Genomic DNA, 19,398 nt, shown 5'->3' with positions numbered 1-19,398 from the left:
GAAATCTTGCGAGCCGCGGAGGACTACTGGAATGCCGAAAGCGTTGTTGACGGTACATGAAGTCGTAAGCGTCACGGGCACAACCGCGCGTACGCTGCATTATTACGACCGGATCGGGTTGTTGAAGCCCGCGGTCGTGCAGGAAAACGGCTACCGGCTGTACGACCGGAACAATTTGGAGCGGCTTCAGATCATTCTTTTTCTCAAAGAAACCGGCGTGCGCCTTCAGGATATCGCGGCGCTGCTGGAGCTGCCCGAATCCGAACGCCACCGGTCTCTGCGGGAACACCGGGAACTTTTAATGGACAAAAAGCGCAGGCTGGAACGTACTCTCGATAACTTCGACCGCTATCTGGAAGCCGGCACGATCTTCGGCCCGCGGCCGCCGGACATGCCGGGTCCCGCGCTGCGGGAACAGTACGATCGCGAAGCGGAACTGGTTTACGGGGACACGCCGGCGTATTCCGGTTACCGGGAACGCATGCAAAAGCTGGAGCGGGAATCTCCGCGCGATCGCGAAGCGTGGCTGAATCGAGCCGAACGGCGGATGAACGCGGCGTTTGCCGGGCTGTTTTCCCTCCACCGAAAAAAGCCCGATTCGCGCGCCGTCCGGCTCAAAGTGGCGGAATGGGCCGACGCGCTGGGCGCTTATATGGACACGACGCCGGAACTGCTGATCCATATCGCGGACAATTACCGGGGAGACCGCCGGTTTCGCGCTTTTTTCGATACGTTCGGAGGAGAGGCCGGGCAGTTTGCTTCCTTTTTGCATGCGGCGATCGTTCAGTACGCTTTGTCGTTGAAGAACGCAAAAACCGCGGAGTAAAAAGCGTCAAACGCACGATGCCCGGGAATTACAATCCGCGCGCCAATTCGGCTGCGGACGCGGCGCCGATCTCCGATCTTTTCCGATACTGCGAAGGCGTGCAGCCCTGGTGCTGCTTGAACACCGAAATAAAGTAGCTCAGGCTGTCGAAGCCCACTTCCATCGCGATCTCGACGATCTTGTGGCCGCTGTTCTCCAACAATCGGCAGGCCTGCTGAATGCGGTAGCGGTTGAGATAATCGACCGGGCTTTTATGGACCATGCTTTTGAAAAAGCGGCAGAAGTGCCCTTCGCTCATGCCGATCTGTGCGGACAGGTCTTTCAACTTGAGCGGCGACGGATAGTGTTCGTGCATATAGCCGAGCACCGTTTTGAGCCGCTCTATTTTGTCGAGGTCGCCGCCCGAAGCGGGCGGCGCATATTCGCGCATCGCGCTTTGGAGCAGCGCGAAGATCTGGTACAGCCGCGCTTTGGTCGTCAGCTCGAACGCCGGTGCGGCGGCTTCGTTGTCCGCGATCACGGCGGCGATCAGGTCCAGGATTTCGCGTTCGCCGGGCTTTCGGCCGGTCAGGTGCGAAGGCGGCAGCGCTTTTTTTTGCAGCAGCGGTTCGATGTATTTTTCCTGCAAACGGTCGAAGCCCCGGCTGGACAGGAACTCTGCGCCGAACACGATGGACGAGAAGCCGCACGGCTCTGCGCCGACTTTTTGCCCCGCGTGCAGTTCTCCGCTGTGGACGAACATCGCTTCGCCCGCGGACACTTCGTAATACTCCGTCCCGATCTGGAACCGGATAACGCCGCGCGTCACCAGTGTAAACTCCATTTCTTCGTGCCAGTGGCAGTCCATGATCGTCGTAAAGTCGAGGTCGTCCAGCACATACGAACTGACCGGGTACATGGGATTGCCGTGGATGCGTTTTTCTTTCAATAAAGCGTGTTCCGGCATGGCATACTCTCCTTCCGATCGTATTCTCGCAAACGGGCACAACCGTACGCTGCACGCTTGCGGGATGCGACCCTTTATGAAATCGTTTCCAAATAGTAGGGGGACAATCGCCATATCGCGAGTAAAAGATCAGGATTCTGATACTTTTTGTCAAAATAGCGGAAGAAATCAAAGGTAAAGGTCAATATTATTATAAGTGAAGTCGAGGCGCTCCGGCAAGGAGCAAGAAGACATACCGAACAATTAGCCAAGGAGGCTGTAACGCATGAAATTTACCGATGGATACTGGATGGTCCGCGAGGGGTATAATCTGCAAAACCCGGTGGATATCCGCGACGTCGTGCAAAAAGACGATTCCTTTACCGTATATGCGGCTACGAAAAAAGTCGAGAAAAAAGGCGATACGCTCAATGCGACGCTGCTGAAAGCGACGTACAGCTCGCCGATGCCGAACGTGATCAAAGTCCGTTTGAACCGTCACGCGGGCGGCGTGAAGAAGACTCCCGAATTCGAACTGTACGGCTCGGAAACGAATGTACATATTACCCATACCGACGATCTGCTGGCGCTGCAAAGCGGCGAGCTCAAAGTCAGCATCAAGAAAAACACCGGCTTCGCAACCGAGTTCCACTACGGCGACCGCCGTCTGACGGGCAGCGCGTTCAAACGGGCGGCGCATATCGAAGCCAAAGCCGAAGGCAAAACATATTTCCGCGAGCAGCTCGATCTGGGCATGGGCGAATACGTGTACGGTCTGGGCGAGCGCTTTACTCCATTTGTGAAAAACGGCCAAACCGTCGATATCTGGAACGAAGACGGCGGCACGAGCAGCGAGCAGGCGTACAAAAATATTCCGTTCTACATTTCCAATAAAGGCTACGGCGTATTCGTCAACCACCCGGAAAAAGTTTCGTTCGAAGTGGCTTCGGAAAACGTGTCGAAAGTCCAGTTCAGCGTGGAAGGCGAAACGCTCGAATACTTCATCATCGGCGGCGAGAATCCGAAAGACGTGCTCGACAACTACACCAAGCTGACCGGCAAACCGGCCCTGCCTCCGGCATGGACGTTCGGCCTGTGGCTGACGACTTCGTTCACGACGGATTACGACGAAGCGACGGTCAACCACTTCGTCGACGGCATGAGCGAGCGCGATCTGCCGCTGTCCGTGTTCCACTTCGACTGTTTCTGGATGAAAGAATACCAGTGGACGGACTTCGAATGGGACAAAGACGTATTCCCCGACCCTGCGGGCCTGCTCAAGCGCCTCAAAGAAAAAGGACTGAAAATCTGCGTGTGGATCAACCCTTACATCGCGGAAAAATCGATCCTGTTCGACGAAGGCATGGAAAACGGCTACCTGGTAAAACGTCCGGACGGCAGCGTCTGGCAGTGGGATCTGTGGCAGGCGGGCATGGCTCTTGTGGACTTTACGAACCCGGCCGCCGTTAAGTGGTACAAAAGCAAGCTGGAAGACCTGGTCGACCAGGGCGTGGACTGCTTCAAGACCGACTTCGGCGAAAGAATCCCGACCGACATCGTGTACTACGACGGTTCCGATCCGGTCAAAATGCACAACTACTATACCTTCTTGTACAACAAAGCGGTATTCGAAGTACTGGAAGACAAGCTCGGCAAAAACGAAGCGGCGCTGTTCGCCCGTTCGGCCACCGTCGGCGGCCAGCAGTTCCCGGTTCACTGGGGCGGCGACTGCTCGTCGAACTACGAGTCGATGGCGGAAAGTCTGCGCGGCGGCCTGTCGCTCGGCGTATCCGGCTTCAGCTTCTGGTCGCACGATATCTCCGGCTTCGAAATGACGGCTCCGGCCGACGTGTACAAACGCTGGGTGCAGTTCGGCCTGCTGTCTTCGCACAGCCGTCTGCACGGCAACGAATCGTACCGCGTGCCTTGGCTGTTCGACGAAGAAGCGGTGGATGTGCTGCGCAAATTTACGAAGCTCAAAAACTCGCTTATGCCGTACCTGTTCAACCAGGCGGCGGACTCCGCGTCGCGCGGCATCCCGATGATGCGCCCGATGTTCCTGGAGTTCCCGGAAGATCCGACCTGCGGGCCGCTCGATTTGCAGTACATGTTCGGCGATTCGATCCTCGTTGCGCCGATCTTCAACGAACAGGGCGACGTGACGTACTACCTGCCTGCGGGCAAATGGACGGGCCTGCTGGACGGACAGGTCAAAGAAGGCGGACGCTGGTACAGCGAGAATTACGACTTCATGAGCCTGCCGGTCTTTGTTAAACAGGGCACGCTGCTGGCTGTCGGCAGCCAGGACGGCAAGCCGGATTACGATTACGCGAACGGCGTAACGCTGCACCTGTTCAACCTGGAAGACGGTCAAACGGCTTCCGCGAACATCGTCGGCACCGACGCCGAGCAGCAGCTTGAAGCTTCGGCCGTACGCAGCGGAAACGAAATCAAGATCAGCGTTTCGGGCGGCAGCGATGTTAAAATCGTGCTGCGCGGCATTGAATCGGCGTCGAACGTGGACGGCGCTTCGCACGAAACCGGCGAGCAGGGCCTTGTGCTGACGCCTGCTGGCGGCAGCGTGACGGTGACGCTGTAATCATTTGGCAAAAGGTAGGGGTAAAGCCGGTCTCCGCAAGGGGAAACGGTTTTACCCCCGTTTGCGTACGCGGCGGCGTGAGGAAAACGGGCGTCGTCGTTCCCCAAATAATGAGAGCGCTTTATCGGAGGAGGAAAAGAATATGACCGAATTGTACAAAGACGTGGCGCGGCCGCTGGAAGAACGGGCGCGAGACCTGGTAGCGCACTTTACGCTCGAGGAGAAGCTGACGCTGCTGCCGACGCGGCAGGCGGCGGTGGAACGGCTCGGCGTGCCGGCTTACAAAGTCGGCGGGGAAGCCGCGCACGGGGTGGCCTGGAAAGGCGTCGCGACCGTATTTCCGCAGCCGATGGGATTGTCTTCGACCTGGAACAAAGAGCTGCTGCGCGAGATCGGTTCCGTAATCGGCGACGAAGCGCGCAGCTACCACCGGAGCGAGCCGGAGACGCACGGGCTGACGCTGTGGGCGCCGACGGTCGATATGGAGCGCAATCCGTTCTGGGGCCGGACCGAAGAAGCCTACGGCGAAGATCCGCATCTTACCGGCAAGCTGACGGCCGCTCTTGCGCGCGGCATGCAGGGCGAGCATGAATTCTATCTGAAAATGGTGGCGACGCTCAAGCATTACTTCGCCAACAACAACGAAGTCGGCCGTCTGGACGGTTCGTCCAGCGTTACGCCGCGCAATATGCGCGAGTATTACCTCGAAGCGTTCCGCATCCCGTTCGAAGAAGGCGGCGCGCTGTCCATGATGACCGCCTACAATTCGATCAACGGCACGCCGGCGATCGAAAGTCCTTACGTGCAGCGCTTTGTCAAAGACGAATGGAAAATGGACGGATTTATCGTCTGCGACGGCGGGGATCTGTCGCAGACGGTCCATTTCCACAAATACCACGATTCGCACGCGGAATCCGTCGCGGGCGCGCTGCTCGCCGGCGTCGACTGCCTCACCGACGAACCGGAGCTGGTGATCTCGGCGGCGCGCGAAGCGCTGGAGCGCCGCCTGATCGGCGAGGAAGAGATCGACCGGGCGCTGGTCAATATCTTCCGCATTCGGTTTCGGCTCGGGCAGTTCGATCCCGAGGCGGACAATCCGTATGCGCAGATCGAAGAATCGGTCCTCTGCGCGCCGGAGCACGCCGCCCTGGCGAAGCGGGCGGCGGAACAATCCGTCGTTCTGCTCAAGAACGACGGGCTGCTTCCGCTGCGCCGCGCGGAAGTAACGGGCGCAGCCGTCGTCGGGCCGACGGCCGACGCGGTCTGGACGGACTGGTACAGCGGCACGCTGCCGTATCGCGTGTCGATCCTGGATGCCGTCCGCGCGAAGCTCGGCGGCGAAAGCGCGGGCCGGATCGGCCCCGACGGGGAGGCCGCTCTGCAGGCCGCCGCGGCCCGTACCGTGGCCGAGGCGAACGAAGCCGTACGGGGCGAAGATCACGCCGCCCGCTGGCTGGCGAACCGCGAAGCGCCGGCCGCCGCGCAGGCCGGCGGGGCGCAGAGCGCAGCGGCCGCGGGCCGGGCCGCGCACAGCGCCGTGCGCTATGCCGAAGGCAGCGACACGGTGAGGCTGCGCAGCGCCGGAAGCGGCGGCTCGCTGGCCGTGCAGCCGGGCGAAGCCGGCGTGCTGGCGCTGGGCGGCGCGGGCACCGCGGCCCGGGCGTTCGGCGAAGAAGAAGCTTCACCGAACAGCGGAGCGGAAGCCGGCGAACCGGCTTCGCTGTTCGAGCTGACCCGCTGGGGCTGGGGGCAGCATACGCTGCGCGCCCACGCCAACGGCAAATTCGTTACCGCGCAGGACGGCCGGCCGCTGGCGGCTTCCGCCGAGCAGATCGGCGGCTGGTTCGTGAAGGAACTGTTCGATCTGGAAGCGGGGCAGGACGGAGAAACGACGCTGCGCCAGTGGAACGGCGCGCCGCTCGGCTGGAGCGAAGAGTCCCGGGCGGCGCAGGCGCAGCCGGAAGACTCCGGCCTGCGTACGCTGCGCGCGCTGGGGACGGAAGGCGGCGCTGCTGCGCCGCTGCTGCTGGAAGTGACGCGGGACGGCATCGAAGCGGCCGCCGCGGCCGCGCGCGAGACCGACGTCGCGATCGTCTGTGTCGGCAACAGCCCGTATATCAACGGGAAGGAAGAGATCGACCGTCCGGGACTCTCGCTGCCGCCGCGCCAGGAAGAACTGATCCGCGCCGTGCACGACGCCAATCCGAATACGGTCGTAGTGATCGTCGGCAGCTATCCGTTCGCGCTGGGCGAGATCGCCGAGCTTGTGCCGGCGATTGTGTATCTGGCGCACGGCGGGCAGGAACTGGGTTCCGCGGTGGCGGATATCCTGTTCGGCGACGCCGCGCCGGCGGGCCGCCTCAGCCTGACCTGGTACCGCTCGGAGGACGATCTGGCGGATATGCTGGATTACGATATTATCAAAAGCGGCGCGACGTATCAGTACTTCGGCGGCGATCCGCTGTATCCGTTCGGCCACGGGCTGGCGTATACCGATTTCCGTTACGGGCCGCTCAAGCTGAGCGGGGACGGTTTCGGCGAGGAAGATACGATCTCCATCGAACTTGAGATCGAGAATATCGGCGGTGCGGACAGCGACGAAGTGCCGCAGCTTTACGTCCGTGCCGGCAGTTCGCGCGTCAAGCGGCCGCTCAAGCAGCTCAAAGGATTCGAGCGGCTGCATATTCCGGCCGGAGAAACACGCGCCGCCGTATTCGAACTGCCGGTGCGGGAGCTGGCGTTCTGGGATGTGACGCGCGATAAATTCTGCGTGGAATCGGGAACGTACACGCTGCTGGCCGGTGCTTCTTCGGCGGATATCCGCGCCGAAGCGTCTGTCGAAATTCGCGGCGAAACCGTGCCGCCGCGCAGTCTGTACAGCCGTACGCGCGCCGAGAACTTCGACGATTACGATAATGTTCTGCTGGACGAAGGAGAACGGAGCGAAACGTCCGCGCGTCCGGCCGATCTGACGCAAGCCGGCGAACTGATCTTCCGGGACGTCGATCTGACTCGCGGCCTTGCGGGCTGGAAGCTGCGCGTGCGGGGCGGCGAAACCGCCGGAAGACTCGAACTTCGTCTTGGCGGAGAAGACGGCAAGCCGCTGGGCGTCCACGATATAGCGGGCGCGGCAGAAGGCGAATGGAGCACGCTGCAGGGCGCGCCGGACGAAAGCGCGAAGCTTCCGTCTCAATCCGCCGAACTGCGGATTGTGCTGCACGGTTCGCTTCGCCTGGGCTCGCTGGAGCTGATTCCGGCGCAATGATGCGCCGGCGTTCGGTCTGAGCCTTGCGCGCCGGTCAATAACGATATTTCGCTTGACAGCGAAGAAGCCGCCTCTTATGGTCAAGAGGCGGCTTCTTCTTGTGCGTCTGCCGGGCGGAGGAAGTTCGCCGGATAAGCGCTTCCGGCCGCCGGGCCCGATGCCGCGACGAAATTCGAATGTATTCCATTATACGAAATAGGAGAGATCCGTATGAGTGTGAAAGTTATCTCCGAACACATAAGCAGCGTCGGGAGTTGGATGGGCGTGTCGGTCCATGTCTGGATCGTCGCGGGCGAAGACGGCGTGACGCTGGTCGATACCGGCATGTTCTGGATGGCCGGCCCGATTCTCAAAGAAATCGAGCGAACAGGCAAAGGCCCGCTGCGGCGCATCGTGCTGACGCATGCGCACAGCGACCATGTCGGCGGACTCAAACGGATTCTGAAGAAGTACAACGTGCCGGTGTATATGCACGCCGCGGAGATTCCTTACGCCGAAGGCGACCTGCCGTATCCGGGCAAAACAAAAGCGTTCAAGTATGTGGAAAAAGGCATCCTGCAGCCGCTTGACGAGCGCCTGAGCGGCGTGCTGTCCCCGATCGGCGGACTGGAACCCCATCTGACGCCGGGTCATTCGCCGGGCCACGTCGTGTATTATCACGCGGCGGACCGCGTGCTGCTGGCCGGCGATTTGTTCAACGCGAAGAAAGGACGGCTGCAGCAGCCCCGCTTCACGCCGGACCCGGAGCTTGCGCTCAAAAGCGGTTCGATCGTGCGCCGGCTCGATCCCGAGCGGGTGGAAGTGTGCCACGGAGGCACGGTCTACCGCCCGGCCGGGCAGATGGACGATCTGGAGATCGAAGACGCCGCGCGCAAGCTGGCCGCCGAACGGGAGCGGAACCGGAAAGCGAAAAAGAAAAAAGGAAAAGCCTGAGGCGGTCAACGGACCAGGGCGTGTCATCGAACTTCGAAAGCAATAGGCTTAAAAATACGCTATAAACCAAACCGGAATGGCCTCCGCCATCGAATGGATAACCGGAGGCCTTTACGGCCGCGGGTAGAAACGACGCAGTTTCGGACGAATGTTGCATACGCGCATCAATTTCGCGGCAGACGCTTCATATCATCGGGAATGTTGCTGATATGCAATATTTTTCTTCATTTTCGGGCTTCAGAGTCTACAAATGATAGAAATAATGCGCCTATGCAGCATTTTCGACTATTCAGGCTCTTTTTCAATGAAAATATTGCGTTCTCGCAACATTCCTATTATTCCTGTCCCGGTATTTCCATCACAACCTGTTTCAAAAAGTACAGAAAAAACCAGGAGCCGTTCCGCCTGCTTTATAGCATTGGAACAGTCCCTGGTTTCATTTCTTGTTATCGCTGCATTTGATGTCCCGGCGTCTTTGCATCGCCTCGCCGATCCGCAGCTTCGTTTACTTCCCGGCCGCCGGCCGCCCTGTGCCGGACGCCGCTCTTCGTCGGCTCGGCTGCCTATCGTCCGGCCTCCGGCTACCCGCCGATTTCGCGCTTGGCTTCGCCGAAGCTGTCCGTTTCGGTTTCGGACGCTTCCTGCGTTTCCGATTCTTCGTAGCGTTCGGCGTTGCGTTCGATGCGTCGGAACGCTTCGGCCAGCAGTTCGAGCTGGGCGGCGTCGAAGCCTTCGATCATGGCGGCGTTATGCTGCCGTTCGATGACCGACGTCTCTTCGGTGACCTGGCGGCCTTTTCCGGTCGGATAGATCAGGTAGGCCCGGCGGTCGGCGCGGTCGCTGCTGCGCATAATGAGCCCTTTGCGATGCAGCACGTTGAGGATGCGCGTCACGGTCGGCTGGTCTTTGACCGTGCGTTCGGCGATTTCTTTTTGGTTCATGCCTTCTTTGAAACAGATGCAGCACATGACGGACCACTGCTCCGGCGTCAGATCGTAGTCTTTTAGCCGGGCGGCCAGACGATTGCTGACTTTGCGGTAAATAACGCCCAATTGAAATCCGATGGAATCCTGCGGCTGGTACAAGGATAAACCTCCTTATGAAGGGGCCGGATTCCGCCCGGGCGGACCGGCCTGTTTCTGCAATCTTTGCTGCTTGCTCACGCAAGTATACGAAGTATGGAAAGCGGTGTCAAATGCGGCGCGGCAAAGATTCGGCGTCTTTTGTGCTTCGAATCGCTTACTTTTTTTCCGACTTGTGACTTCGACTCTTGAACCCGACCGCCAAAACTCGATATAATCAAAGACAGTCGGGCCCGCATGCGAGAAGCAGAAGCTCGGGCGAACGGGCAAACTTGAAGATAAGGGGAAAAAGGATGAACAAAAACAAAAAGCCGGCGCCGAAATCCGGCAAGCCGCAAAACAACAGGCCGCAGGCGGGCAAGCCGCAAACGGCGAAGAAAAATACGGGGGGCGCTCCGCGTCCGCAGGCCGGAAGCGCAGCTTCGCAGTGGACCTCGGGTTCTAAGCGCAAGAAAAGCAACCTGGGCGTAATCGCGCTCGGCTTTGTCGGCATAATCGTCGTACTGGCCGTGCTGATCTATGTGCTGACCAAAGCCGGAGAAAACCAGACCGCCAAAGAAACTTCGGAACCGGTTATCCTGACCAATTACGACGCATCCAAGCAGCCGACGCTCGGCAATGCGGATTCCGACGTGAAGATCGTGGAATTCGGCGACTTCAAGTGCCCGGATTGCAAAGTCTGGTCGGAAACGGTTCTGCCGGAACTGAAAACCAAGTACCTCGACAACAACGAAGCTTCGTTCCAGTTCGCCGATTACCCGTTCCTGGCCGACGATTCCGATCTGCTGGCGCTGGGCGGACAAGCGGTTTACGAGCAGAATCCGGAAGACTTCTGGAAATATTACGAAGCCGTATATGCCAACCAGGATACGAACAAAGTGCGCGACGCCTGGATCACCGAAGATTATATCGTCGATCTGGTGAAGAAGTCCGTACCGGATATTGATATCGACACCTTTACGAGCGACCTGAAAGACAAGAAGTATCAAGCCGAAGTCGACGCCGACGTCAAAGCGGGCGACGACAGCAAGATCACCGGAACGCCGACTATTTTCGTCAACGGAACGAAAGTCGACAATCCGACGGCGGCCAACGTGGAAGCGGCGGTCGAAGCGGCCAAAGCGGAGTAAGCATCTCGCAAAAAGTACGACAGATCAAGCCTTCGGCAGACGAACGACCGGAACATTCGGTTCGCTGCCGAAGGCTTTTTGCTGCGATTCCCAAACCGATTCTTTTTGCAAAAGCCGGTTTGAGCCGCTCGGGCGGACGGGTACACTCTATTGAGACGACGGTCAGGCGCAAAGCCGGCCGGCCCAAGGGAGGAATGTGCCGATGGAAACCGAACGGAACGGCGTATGCATCAAAGTGCTGCGCGGCGATATTACGAAATACCAAACGGACGCGATCGTCAATGCGGCCAATTCGTCGCTGCTCGGCGGCGGAGGCGTGGACGGGGCGATCCACCGCGCGGGCGGACCGGCGATCCTGGAGGAATGCCGCGCCATCAGAGATCGGCAGGGAGGCTGCGATACGGGCGACGCCGTCGTAACGACCGCGGGCCGGCTTCCGGCGAAGATGGTCGTGCATACGGTGGGACCGGTGTATCAAGGAGGTTCGCGGGGCGAAGAAAAGCTGCTGCAAAGCTGCTACGCCCGTTCGATCGAAGAAGCGGTATCGGCCGGCGCGCGGCGGATCGCTTTTCCGAATATCTCGACGGGCATTTACGGCTATCCCAAAAAAGAAGCGGCGGAAGCGGCGATCGGCGCGGTGCGCGGAATGCTGGAGCGTCCTGGCGGAGTATCCGGCGAAACGTTTCTGGATGAGATCGCTTTCGTCTGCTACGATGAAGAGAACGAACGGCTTTACCGGGAGCTTCTGGAACGCTGAGCCCGGCGAAGCGGGACAAAGGAGAACGAGAAAAGATGACCAATGCGATCGAAGCGCGAATCCGGGATCTGGAGCGGTACAATCCCGACCTGACGGCGGAACCGGATCTGGACGAATTCTGGACCCGGACCCTGGCCGATTACGCGGACAAGCCGCTGAACGGGACGCGCGAGCCGGTGGAAACGCCGATGAGCCATATGAACGTGTACCGTACGACGTACGAAGGAGCCGACGACACGCCGCTGCACGCCTGGTACCTGACGCCAAAATTCGCGGCGGAAGAACGGCTCCCGTGCATCGTCCATTACCACGGTTACAGCGGAAGCAAAGGCATGCCGGAACATTTTGCGCATTACGTGCTGATGGGCTTCGCGGTGCTGTCGATCGACGTGCGCGGGCAGGGCGGGGACACGGGCAACTATTTGCAGCAGGATTACGGCGCGGTAAGAGGCTGGATCACCCCGGGCATTCTCGATCCGGAAACGGCTTACTACCGGGCGATTACGCTCGATGCGATCCGGGCGCTGGAATGGGCGGCGGAGCAGCCGGAAACCGATCCCGGGCGCATTTTTGCAATCGGCGGCAGCCAGGGCGGCGGATTGACGCTGATCGCGGCGGCGCTGAGCAAGCTGCCCAAAGCGGCGGTGGCGCATATCCCGAATATGTGCCACATGGACTTCGGCATCCTGAATTCGAACAGCTCGCTGTCGGAAGCGGCGGAGTTCGTCAGCAAGCATCCCGACAAGCTCGGCGGCGTGCTGAGAACGCTCAGTTATTTCGACAATCTCAATCTCGCGCCGCGGATCGGTATTCCGATTATGGTCTCGTGCGGACTGAAAGATCTGTGCTGCATGCCGGAGACCGTCTATGCCGCCTATAACCGGATCGGTTCGGAAAAAGAAATGCGGGTTTACCCGTTCGACGGACACTGGGTATCGGACGGACAGAACCGGATCGCGATGGAATTTTTGGCGAAACACGCGGGGCTGAACGAATCCTGAACCCCGGCAAACAAGCGCGGCGAAACGATATCGTTTCGCGTGCTTGTTTTTTTAATTCACACGCTTTACTTTTGTAACAAACTATACTATTATATATTCAGGAAGATTATTAATGAAATCAAACATATATATCTATAACAAATATTTGGGAGGCTGTATTCATGAGTGATTATCGGATTCATCCGCAGGCGCATATGGGGAAAGTTCAGTTGAAAGTCAGCCAGGTCGAGCGTTCTATCCGTTTCTACCGCGATGTGGTCGGACTTGCGCTGCTGAGCGAGAACGGGAAAACGGCGGAGTTCGGCGTACCGGGCGGCGGCGCTCTGCTGGGCATCGAGGAAGTTCCGAACGCGCGCATCATGCCGCAGCAGTCGGTAACCGGGCTGTACCATTTCGCGATCCTGCTGCCCGACCGTCCTTCGCTCGGCGCGGCGATTCGCCATCTGGCGGAGCAGGGCGTTTCGATCGGGCAGGGCGACCATCTGGTCAGCGAAGCGTTCTACATCGACGATCCCGACGGCAACGGCATCGAGATTTACGCGGACCGTCCGCGCTCGACCTGGGAAAAAGACGCCAACGGCGAGTATGTGATGGCGGCCAATCCGGTCGACGTCAAATCGCTGTTCGCCGAAGCGGCTCCGTGGAACGGACTGCCGGCGGGCACGATCATCGGACACGTCCATCTGCATATCGGCAATCTGCCGGATGCGCGCAAGTTCTATGTCGACGCGCTCGGCTTCGATGTCGTGCTGCACTACGGGCATGCGGCGCTGTTCGTTTCGGCGGGCGGCTACCATCATCATCTGGGGCTGAACACCTGGGCGGGCGTAGGCGCTCCGGCGGCTCCGGCGGACGCGGTCGGTTTGAATTACTTTACGATCGATTATCCGAGCGAAAACGAACGCGGCCGGGCGGTCGAAGCGCTGCGGGAAGCCGGATTCGAAGTGTCGGAAACGCCGGAAGGACCTTCCGTGCTCGATCCGTTCACGAACCGCGTGGTGCTTCGCGTCGCTTGAGACTTCGTTTTGCTATGAAAAAGGCGATGTCTCGCTTGCTTTTCTGCCCGGCTCTTCCCCTTGCGGGAAGAGTCTTTTTGCGTGCCGGCGTCTTCCGGAACGTTTTCCGTATTTTAGGGAAAAAATCTTTGACAACTTGTTTGGCGTATGAGACGGTTTATATACAAGCTTGCGAGTATGTGGCGGGTAAGAAGATCGGCGTGCCGGAAAACGATGCTTCGATGCTGCGGCTGTGCGAGGCGCTGCCGAAGAAAGCCGAAACGCAAGGAGGAAAGATGATGAAAGTAATCGGTGTGTTTTTGAATGTGCTTGCCGGTTTGTGGGCGGCTTTTGGCGTGCTTGTGATGCTTATTTCCACTCCGGGTTATACGGCGACGGAGAATTTCATTTATTCGTGCATTATATTCTTTATTCCGTCGGCTATCGTCATCGCGCTGGGCTCGCTGATGATCCGCTCGGCAAACCGACGGCGGCTGCGCAATCGGGAATATTACGAGCGCGAGTATGACGGGCTTCAGCGAGGAAGAACGATAAATGACGATACGCGGCCGAACTCCGACAAGCAGCAGGTGTACCGCGGCAGACCGAGCGAGAGCGGCTTCGGGCCGCCTTCGCAGCAGCAGGGGCCGGGCAGCGATCTGCGCGGCCGGACTTCGGGCGGGTCCGCTTACGACGCGCAGAACAATGCCGCCTACGATGTGCGCTACGAATCGAATCCGTCCCGGCGGCGCCGGCCGGCTCCGCTGGTCGAAGCGGTCTGCCGCTCCTGCGGCGCCCGGCGCACGCTGCGCGCGGGAACATCGGCGGAATGCGATTACTGCGGTTCGACGATTACGGCGGAATAAACGACAGGAAAGGATGCGGGAGGCATGAAACCGATCTTTACGAACGACTGGGCGGATATTCTGCATCCCGAGATGCAGAAGCCTTATTATACGGAGCTGCGCCATAAGCTGGCGGACGAATACCGCACGAAGACGGTTTACCCGGATATGTACAAGATTTTCAGCGCGTTCCATCTGACTTCGTTCGCGGATACCCGCGTCGTTATTCTGGGGCAGGACCCGTACCACGGACCGAACCAGGCGCACGGGCTGAGCTTCTCGGTGCAGCCGGGCAGCGCCGTGCCGCCTTCGCTGGAAAATATTTACCGAGAACTGCATGACGATCTGGGCTGCGCGTCCGTGCGCCACGGCTTTTTGGAGCACTGGGCGAAGCAGGGCGTGCTGCTGCTCAACAATGTGCTGACGGTGCGGCGCGGACAGCCCGCGTCGCATCAAGGGCTCGGCTGGGAAGGCTTTACCGACGCGGCGATTGCGGCCGTCAACGAGCGGGATACTCCCGCGGTGTTTATTCTGTGGGGACGCAGCGCGCAGGAGAAAGGCTCGTTTATCGACGGCGGCCGTCATCTGGTAATCAAGTCGGCGCATCCGAGTCCACGTTCGGCCGACCGGGGCTTTTTCGGCAGCCGGCCGTTTTCGCGGACCAACGAATTTCTTCGCTCCAAAGGATTGGACGGGATCGACTGGTGCCTGCCGGAGATTCCGGCGGGCAAAGAGGAGGAGACGCCATGAACCGCATCGATGAAGCCGGCGAGGTCCGGCGGGCGGAAGGCGCGAAGCCTACGAGCGGGAAACGGCCGTACCGTTTTATCCTGTTCGACGCCGACGATACGCTGCTGGACTTCCGGCGCTGCGAACGCGAAGCGCTCGGCGGCGCTCTGCTCGACGGCGGCTACGAATTGAAGCTGGACGACTGCCTGAGCCGCTATTCGCTGATCAACAAAGAGCTGTGGCTGGAATTCGAGCGCGGACAGGTTACGCAGCGGGAACTTCGCGGCGAACGCTTTCGGCGGCTGTTCGCGGAGTTCGGCGTGGAAGGCGACGCGGAAGCGTTCGGGGCGGCGTATCTGAACCGCTTCGGGCGCGGGTCGTTTCTGACGCCGGACGCGCTGGCGGTATGCGACGCGCTGAAACCGCATTACGATCTGTCGATCCTGACGAACGGCGTCAGCGACGTGCAGTTCTCGCGCATTTCCGGCTCGGAACTGAAAGATCATTTCGACCACATTATCGTATCGGACGACGCGGGATTCCAGAAGCCGTCGGCGGGCATTTTCGATTATGCGTTTCGGAGGATCGGCTGCACGGACAAGTCGCAGGCGCTGATCGTCGGCGATTCGCTGTCCTCCGATATTCGCGGCGGATACGATTACGGCATCCATACCTGCTGGTTCAATCCGGAGAAACTGCCGAACGAAAGCGGCATCGCGCCGACTTACGAGATCGGCGGTTTGACCGAACTGCTTCCGCTGCTGCTGGACGAGCGGAAATAAGAACAAAGAAGCGCCGCAGTCCGCGGCGCTCTTCAAAGCTATATCAATTGCAAATATCCACTTTAATCTCGTTTCCGGTCCCTCAAAACGGCGATCTGATGCACAAATCCACTTTATTTTCGTTTCCGGCGCTTTTTTAGCCTGCGAACCGAGCATGAAGTGGATTTTGGCATTTCATCTTCGATTTATCGTCCTTGACTGTAAACGAAGTGGATTTTTGCATTTAACTTGAGTTTGGGTTTGATTTCGGACTCGATTATAGACAGCGGTGCGCAGGAGATACTCATCCGGTTTATATTTCCGGCTTGAACCGGCTTGTTCTCGGCATGTCGCCGTCCGTAGGCCGCGTTCGGTAATGATGCCGGGCCAGCACGCCGAAGCCGAGCGACTCGTACAATCGGATCGCGGTAGCGTTGCTCTGCACGACCTGGAGATACAGTTCTTCCGCGCCGCTTTGCAGCGACCGCTGCGCCAGCAGGCCGATCAGTTCGGCCGCAAGCCCCATCCGCCGAAACTCCGGCGCGACCACGATATTGCTCAGGCAGGCGCGGCCTTCGCCGAGCATCGCGGTGCCGAGCGCGGCCGTCCGCCCGCCGATCCGCAGCCGGGCGAGAGACTTCTGCTGGCGGATCGCGCCGAAGATAGCGGCGTAGCCGGGAGCGCGCTCCGGCGGAAAGCCTTCGAGCGCCAGGAAGTCCGCCAGCCAGCTGCCGTCCGGCGCTGCAACCGGCTCTTCGCCGCACGGCAGCCTGCCGCTTCGCTCGCCGCCGATAACGCTGCGCGGCTCGCCGTGTACGGCTTCGCTTAGCAGTTCCGCCTGCGTCGGATACAGAGCGCGGCGCGCTTCGGCCAGCCGGCGGACTTCTTCGGCTTCGCCCGTCATCAGGAAGCAGGGATCGCTCAGCGCATAGCCGGCCGCTTCCAGGCGTTCGTCGAGACCGGCCGGCGACGTGTCGCTGACGTAGAAGCAGCACGGGATGCCGTGCCGCTCGGCGAAATCTTCGGCCGATTGCAGCCAATCCCGGTCTTCGTCCGGGTAAGGCGCCGCCGTCCAAACGCTGTTGGCGCGCTTGCTGATGCCGCCGGCCGCGCGCAGCCGCCAGCCGCCGAGCGGCTCGCTCGCAAGAGAAGGCCAGGCTTCCGCGCCGAGCCGTTCGAACAAGCGCGCGCAAGCCGCAGAGGGTCTGAGATCGAATGAGACATTTTACAGTCTTCCTTTCCGATTTCGAAGGTTTTGCCGTCCGACAGTCCTGTATAACTGCCGATTATAGCGCGTGCTGCGGCCCGGCGGCAAGGCGGAGAAAGAGGGCGGGCGGCGCTTTTCCGGAATCGGGCTATGAGGCAGTCGTGCGGAAGCGGATAAAAAGTTTGGCGGAAACCTTTCTTTTTGACTCTTGAAAACGCTACAATTGGATTGCGACTATTTTGTGAGAGCGACGAAGGAGGAGACGGAATTGGATTACCGGATCGAAAAAGATACGCTTGGGGAAATGAAAGTGCCCGCGGATAAACTATGGGGGGCGCAGACGCAGCGCAGTAAAGAAAACTTTCCGATCGGCCAGGAGAAGATGCCGTCCGAAATCATTCGTGCCTTCGCTATTTTGAAAAAATCGGCGGCGCTCGCCAACAAAGACCTCGGCAAGCTGTCCGAAGAAAAAGCCGGCGCGATCGCCGGAGCGGCCGACGAAATCCTGGAAGGACTGCTGGACGAACATTTCCCGCTGGTGGTCTGGCAGACGGGCAGCGGCACCCAGTCCAACATGAACGTCAACGAAGTCATCGCGCGCCGGGGCAACCAGCTGCTCGAAGAGAAAGGCAGCGAAGCGCGCCTGCATCCGAACGACGACGTCAATATGTCGCAGAGCTCCAACGATACGTTCCCGACGGCGCTGCACGTCGCCGGCGTAATCGCGGTCGAAGACAAGCTGCTGCCGGCCGTCGCGGTGCTCAAAGCGACGTTCGACGAGAAGTCGGAAGACTTCAAAGACATTATCAAGATCGGACGCACGCATCTTCAGGACGCGACGCCGCTGACGCTGGGACAGGAAATCAGCGGCTGGTCGGCCATGCTGGAGAAAAGCGGCACGATGATCAAGGAAAGCGCCCGGCATATGAAGCAGCTGGCGATCGGCGGCACCGCGGTCGGCACGGGGATCAATGCGCATCCGGAATTCGGCGGCCGGACGGCGGAGTATATCTCCGGGTTCGTACAGGCCAAGTTCACGTCCGCGCCGAATAAATTCCACGCGCTGACCAGCCACGACGAAGCGGTGTACGCGCACGGCGCGATCAAAGCGCTGGCGGCCGATCTGATGAAGATCGCCAACGATGTGCGCTGGCTGGCCAGCGGCCCGCGCAGCGGCCTGGGCGAGCTGACTATCCCGGAGAACGAACCGGGCAGTTCCATCATGCCGGGCAAAGTCAATCCGACCCAGTCGGAAGCGATGACCATGGTCGTGGCGCAGGTATTCGGCAACGATACGACGATCGGCTTTGCCGCCAGCCAGGGCAACTTCGAACTGAACGTGTTCAAGCCGGTGCTGATCTACAATTTCCTGCAGTCCGTCAACCTGCTCGCGGACGCGATTCTGGCGTTCAACGACAAATGCGCGGTCGGCATCGAAGCCAACCTCGACCAGATCCAGCACAACCTGAGCAACTCGCTGATGCTCGTTACCTCGCTCAATCCGTATATCGGATACGAGAATGCGGCGAAGATCGCCAAGAAAGCCCACAAGGAAGGCACCTCGCTCAAAGAAGCGGCGCTGTCGACCGGGCTGCTGACCGAAGAAGAATTCGACCGTTATGTCGATCCGAAGAAAATGATCTGATTCAAAGCAGACTTTGGGTTCAAAAGGAGGACTGGCGATGAGCGAACAAACCCCGCAGACCCCGGAAAGCGAACAGTCGGAGCATCTGCGCTATCCGATCGGGAGATACGAAGCGCCCGGCGGTCAGGACGATCCGGAGCGGCTGGAAGCCTGGATCGAAGATATCCGGCGCCTGCCCGACCGTCTCGAGGAAGCGATCGAAGGACTGAGCGAAGAACAGCTGGACACCCCGTACCGCCCAGGCGGCTGGACGGTGCGTCAGGTCGTGCATCATCTGGCCGACAGCCATATGAACGCTTATCTCAGACTGAAGTTCGCGCTGACCGAAGACGGTCCGACGATCAAGCCGTACGAAGAATCGGATTGGGCGAAGCTGCCCGACGCTTCGACGCTGGCCGTCGGCGCGTCGCTGATTCTGCTGCGCGGCCTGCATACGCGCTGGACGTTCCAGTTGGAGTCGCTGACGCCCGAACAGTGGCAGCGCACCTTCTATCATCCGGAGAATGACGAATGGACGCGCCTTGACGCGCAGACCTCGCATTACTCCTGGCACAGCCGCCATCATACGGCGCATATTGCCGCGCTGCGCGAACGCTCGGGCTGGTAGAAGCGCAAAGCCCGAACCGGACCGAGCCGGTCGCGCCGGCCCGCAAACGTCAAAGAACCTTCATTCCGGCGCACGGGATGAAGGTTCTTTT

16 protein-coding genes are annotated in these 19,398 nt (G+C 59.8%); 13 read left to right on the top strand and 3 right to left on the bottom strand.

What is annotated here, in order from left to right; genetic code table 11:
- Positions 1–31 precede the first annotated feature (31 nt).
- Positions 32–826 (top strand): MerR family transcriptional regulator, encoded by a 795-nt coding sequence (locus QWJ34_RS13490; protein WP_302728524.1) that lies wholly within the window; start codon positions 32–34, stop codon positions 824–826.
- Positions 827–854: 28 nt separating this feature from the next.
- Here QWJ34_RS13490 and QWJ34_RS13485 read toward each other — a convergent pair whose 3' ends face one another.
- On the bottom strand, positions 855–1,772 hold the full coding sequence (locus tag QWJ34_RS13485) for a helix-turn-helix transcriptional regulator (protein ID WP_302728523.1): 918 nt from the start codon (positions 1,770–1,772) through the stop codon (positions 855–857).
- A 265-nt stretch (positions 1,773–2,037) separates the two neighbouring features.
- Between QWJ34_RS13485 and yicI the strand changes: the two genes are divergently transcribed.
- The 3 genes from yicI (at position 2,038) to QWJ34_RS13470 (ending at position 8,548) form a co-directional block, all read left to right on the top strand.
- Complete coding sequence (yicI, locus tag QWJ34_RS13480) at positions 2,038–4,350, top strand: alpha-xylosidase (RefSeq protein ID WP_302728522.1); 2,313 nt, start codon at positions 2,038–2,040, stop codon at positions 4,348–4,350.
- Positions 4,351–4,492: 142 nt separating this feature from the next.
- A complete protein-coding gene (locus tag QWJ34_RS13475) occupies positions 4,493–7,615 on the top strand; it encodes a glycoside hydrolase family 3 C-terminal domain-containing protein (RefSeq protein ID WP_302728520.1) in 3,123 nt (1,040 codons plus the stop codon).
- Positions 7,616–7,825: 210 nt separating this feature from the next.
- On the top strand, positions 7,826–8,548 hold the full coding sequence (locus QWJ34_RS13470) for an MBL fold metallo-hydrolase (protein ID WP_302728518.1): 723 nt from the start codon (positions 7,826–7,828) through the stop codon (positions 8,546–8,548).
- Positions 8,549–9,129: 581 nt separating this feature from the next.
- On the opposite strand, the gene QWJ34_RS13465 is transcribed toward QWJ34_RS13470, so the two are convergent.
- The gene (locus QWJ34_RS13465; protein ID WP_302728516.1) at positions 9,130–9,633 is read right to left on the bottom strand and encodes a MarR family winged helix-turn-helix transcriptional regulator; all 504 of its coding nucleotides are present in this window, start codon (positions 9,631–9,633) and stop codon (positions 9,130–9,132) included.
- 290 nt (positions 9,634–9,923) lie between these two features.
- On the opposite strand from QWJ34_RS13465, the gene QWJ34_RS13460 reads away from it, so the two are divergent.
- The 7 genes from QWJ34_RS13460 to QWJ34_RS13430 all read left to right on the top strand — a co-directional run bounded on the left by QWJ34_RS13460 (position 9,924) and on the right by QWJ34_RS13430 (position 15,869).
- On the top strand, positions 9,924–10,760 hold the full coding sequence (locus QWJ34_RS13460) for a DsbA family protein (RefSeq protein WP_302728514.1): 837 nt from the start codon (positions 9,924–9,926) through the stop codon (positions 10,758–10,760).
- A 202-nt stretch (positions 10,761–10,962) separates the two neighbouring features.
- Positions 10,963–11,517, top strand: coding sequence for an O-acetyl-ADP-ribose deacetylase (locus QWJ34_RS13455; RefSeq protein WP_302728512.1), 555 nt, complete (start codon positions 10,963–10,965; stop codon positions 11,515–11,517).
- A 35-nt stretch (positions 11,518–11,552) separates the two neighbouring features.
- The gene (locus QWJ34_RS13450; RefSeq protein ID WP_302728510.1) at positions 11,553–12,518 is read left to right on the top strand and encodes an acetylxylan esterase; all 966 of its coding nucleotides are present in this window, start codon (positions 11,553–11,555) and stop codon (positions 12,516–12,518) included.
- A gap of 161 nt (positions 12,519–12,679) precedes the next feature.
- A complete protein-coding gene (locus QWJ34_RS13445; RefSeq protein WP_302728509.1) occupies positions 12,680–13,534 on the top strand; it encodes a VOC family protein in 855 nt (284 codons plus the stop codon).
- A gap of 278 nt (positions 13,535–13,812) precedes the next feature.
- The gene (locus QWJ34_RS13440; RefSeq protein ID WP_302728508.1) at positions 13,813–14,379 is read left to right on the top strand and encodes a hypothetical protein; all 567 of its coding nucleotides are present in this window, start codon (positions 13,813–13,815) and stop codon (positions 14,377–14,379) included.
- Between the two features lie 24 nt (positions 14,380–14,403).
- The gene (locus QWJ34_RS13435; protein ID WP_302728507.1) at positions 14,404–15,108 is read left to right on the top strand and encodes a uracil-DNA glycosylase; all 705 of its coding nucleotides are present in this window, start codon (positions 14,404–14,406) and stop codon (positions 15,106–15,108) included.
- On the top strand, positions 15,105–15,869 hold the full coding sequence (locus QWJ34_RS13430; protein ID WP_302728505.1) for a YjjG family noncanonical pyrimidine nucleotidase: 765 nt from the start codon (positions 15,105–15,107) through the stop codon (positions 15,867–15,869). The genes QWJ34_RS13435 and QWJ34_RS13430 overlap by 4 nt, the downstream gene beginning before the upstream one ends.
- A 292-nt stretch (positions 15,870–16,161) precedes the next feature.
- On the opposite strand, the gene QWJ34_RS13425 is transcribed toward QWJ34_RS13430, so the two are convergent.
- Positions 16,162–17,031, bottom strand: coding sequence for a GNAT family N-acetyltransferase (locus tag QWJ34_RS13425; protein WP_302728504.1), 870 nt, complete (start codon positions 17,029–17,031; stop codon positions 16,162–16,164).
- A gap of 292 nt (positions 17,032–17,323) precedes the next feature.
- On the opposite strand from QWJ34_RS13425, the gene fumC reads away from it, so the two are divergent.
- Both fumC and QWJ34_RS13415 read left to right on the top strand, forming a co-directional pair.
- Positions 17,324–18,700 (top strand): class II fumarate hydratase, encoded by a 1,377-nt coding sequence (fumC, locus tag QWJ34_RS13420; protein WP_302728503.1) that lies wholly within the window; start codon positions 17,324–17,326, stop codon positions 18,698–18,700.
- 37 nt (positions 18,701–18,737) lie between these two features.
- Positions 18,738–19,307 carry a YfiT family bacillithiol transferase gene (locus QWJ34_RS13415; RefSeq protein WP_302728502.1) on the top strand — a complete coding sequence of 190 codons (570 nt, stop codon included), beginning with the start codon at positions 18,738–18,740 and terminating at the stop codon, positions 19,305–19,307.
- Positions 19,308–19,398 lie beyond the last annotated feature (91 nt).

The organism is Saccharibacillus sp. CPCC 101409 (assembly GCF_030518235.1).
GTDB lineage: Bacteria > Bacillota > Bacilli > Paenibacillales > Paenibacillaceae > Saccharibacillus.
This window is presented reverse-complemented; position numbering and strand designations above follow the sequence as displayed.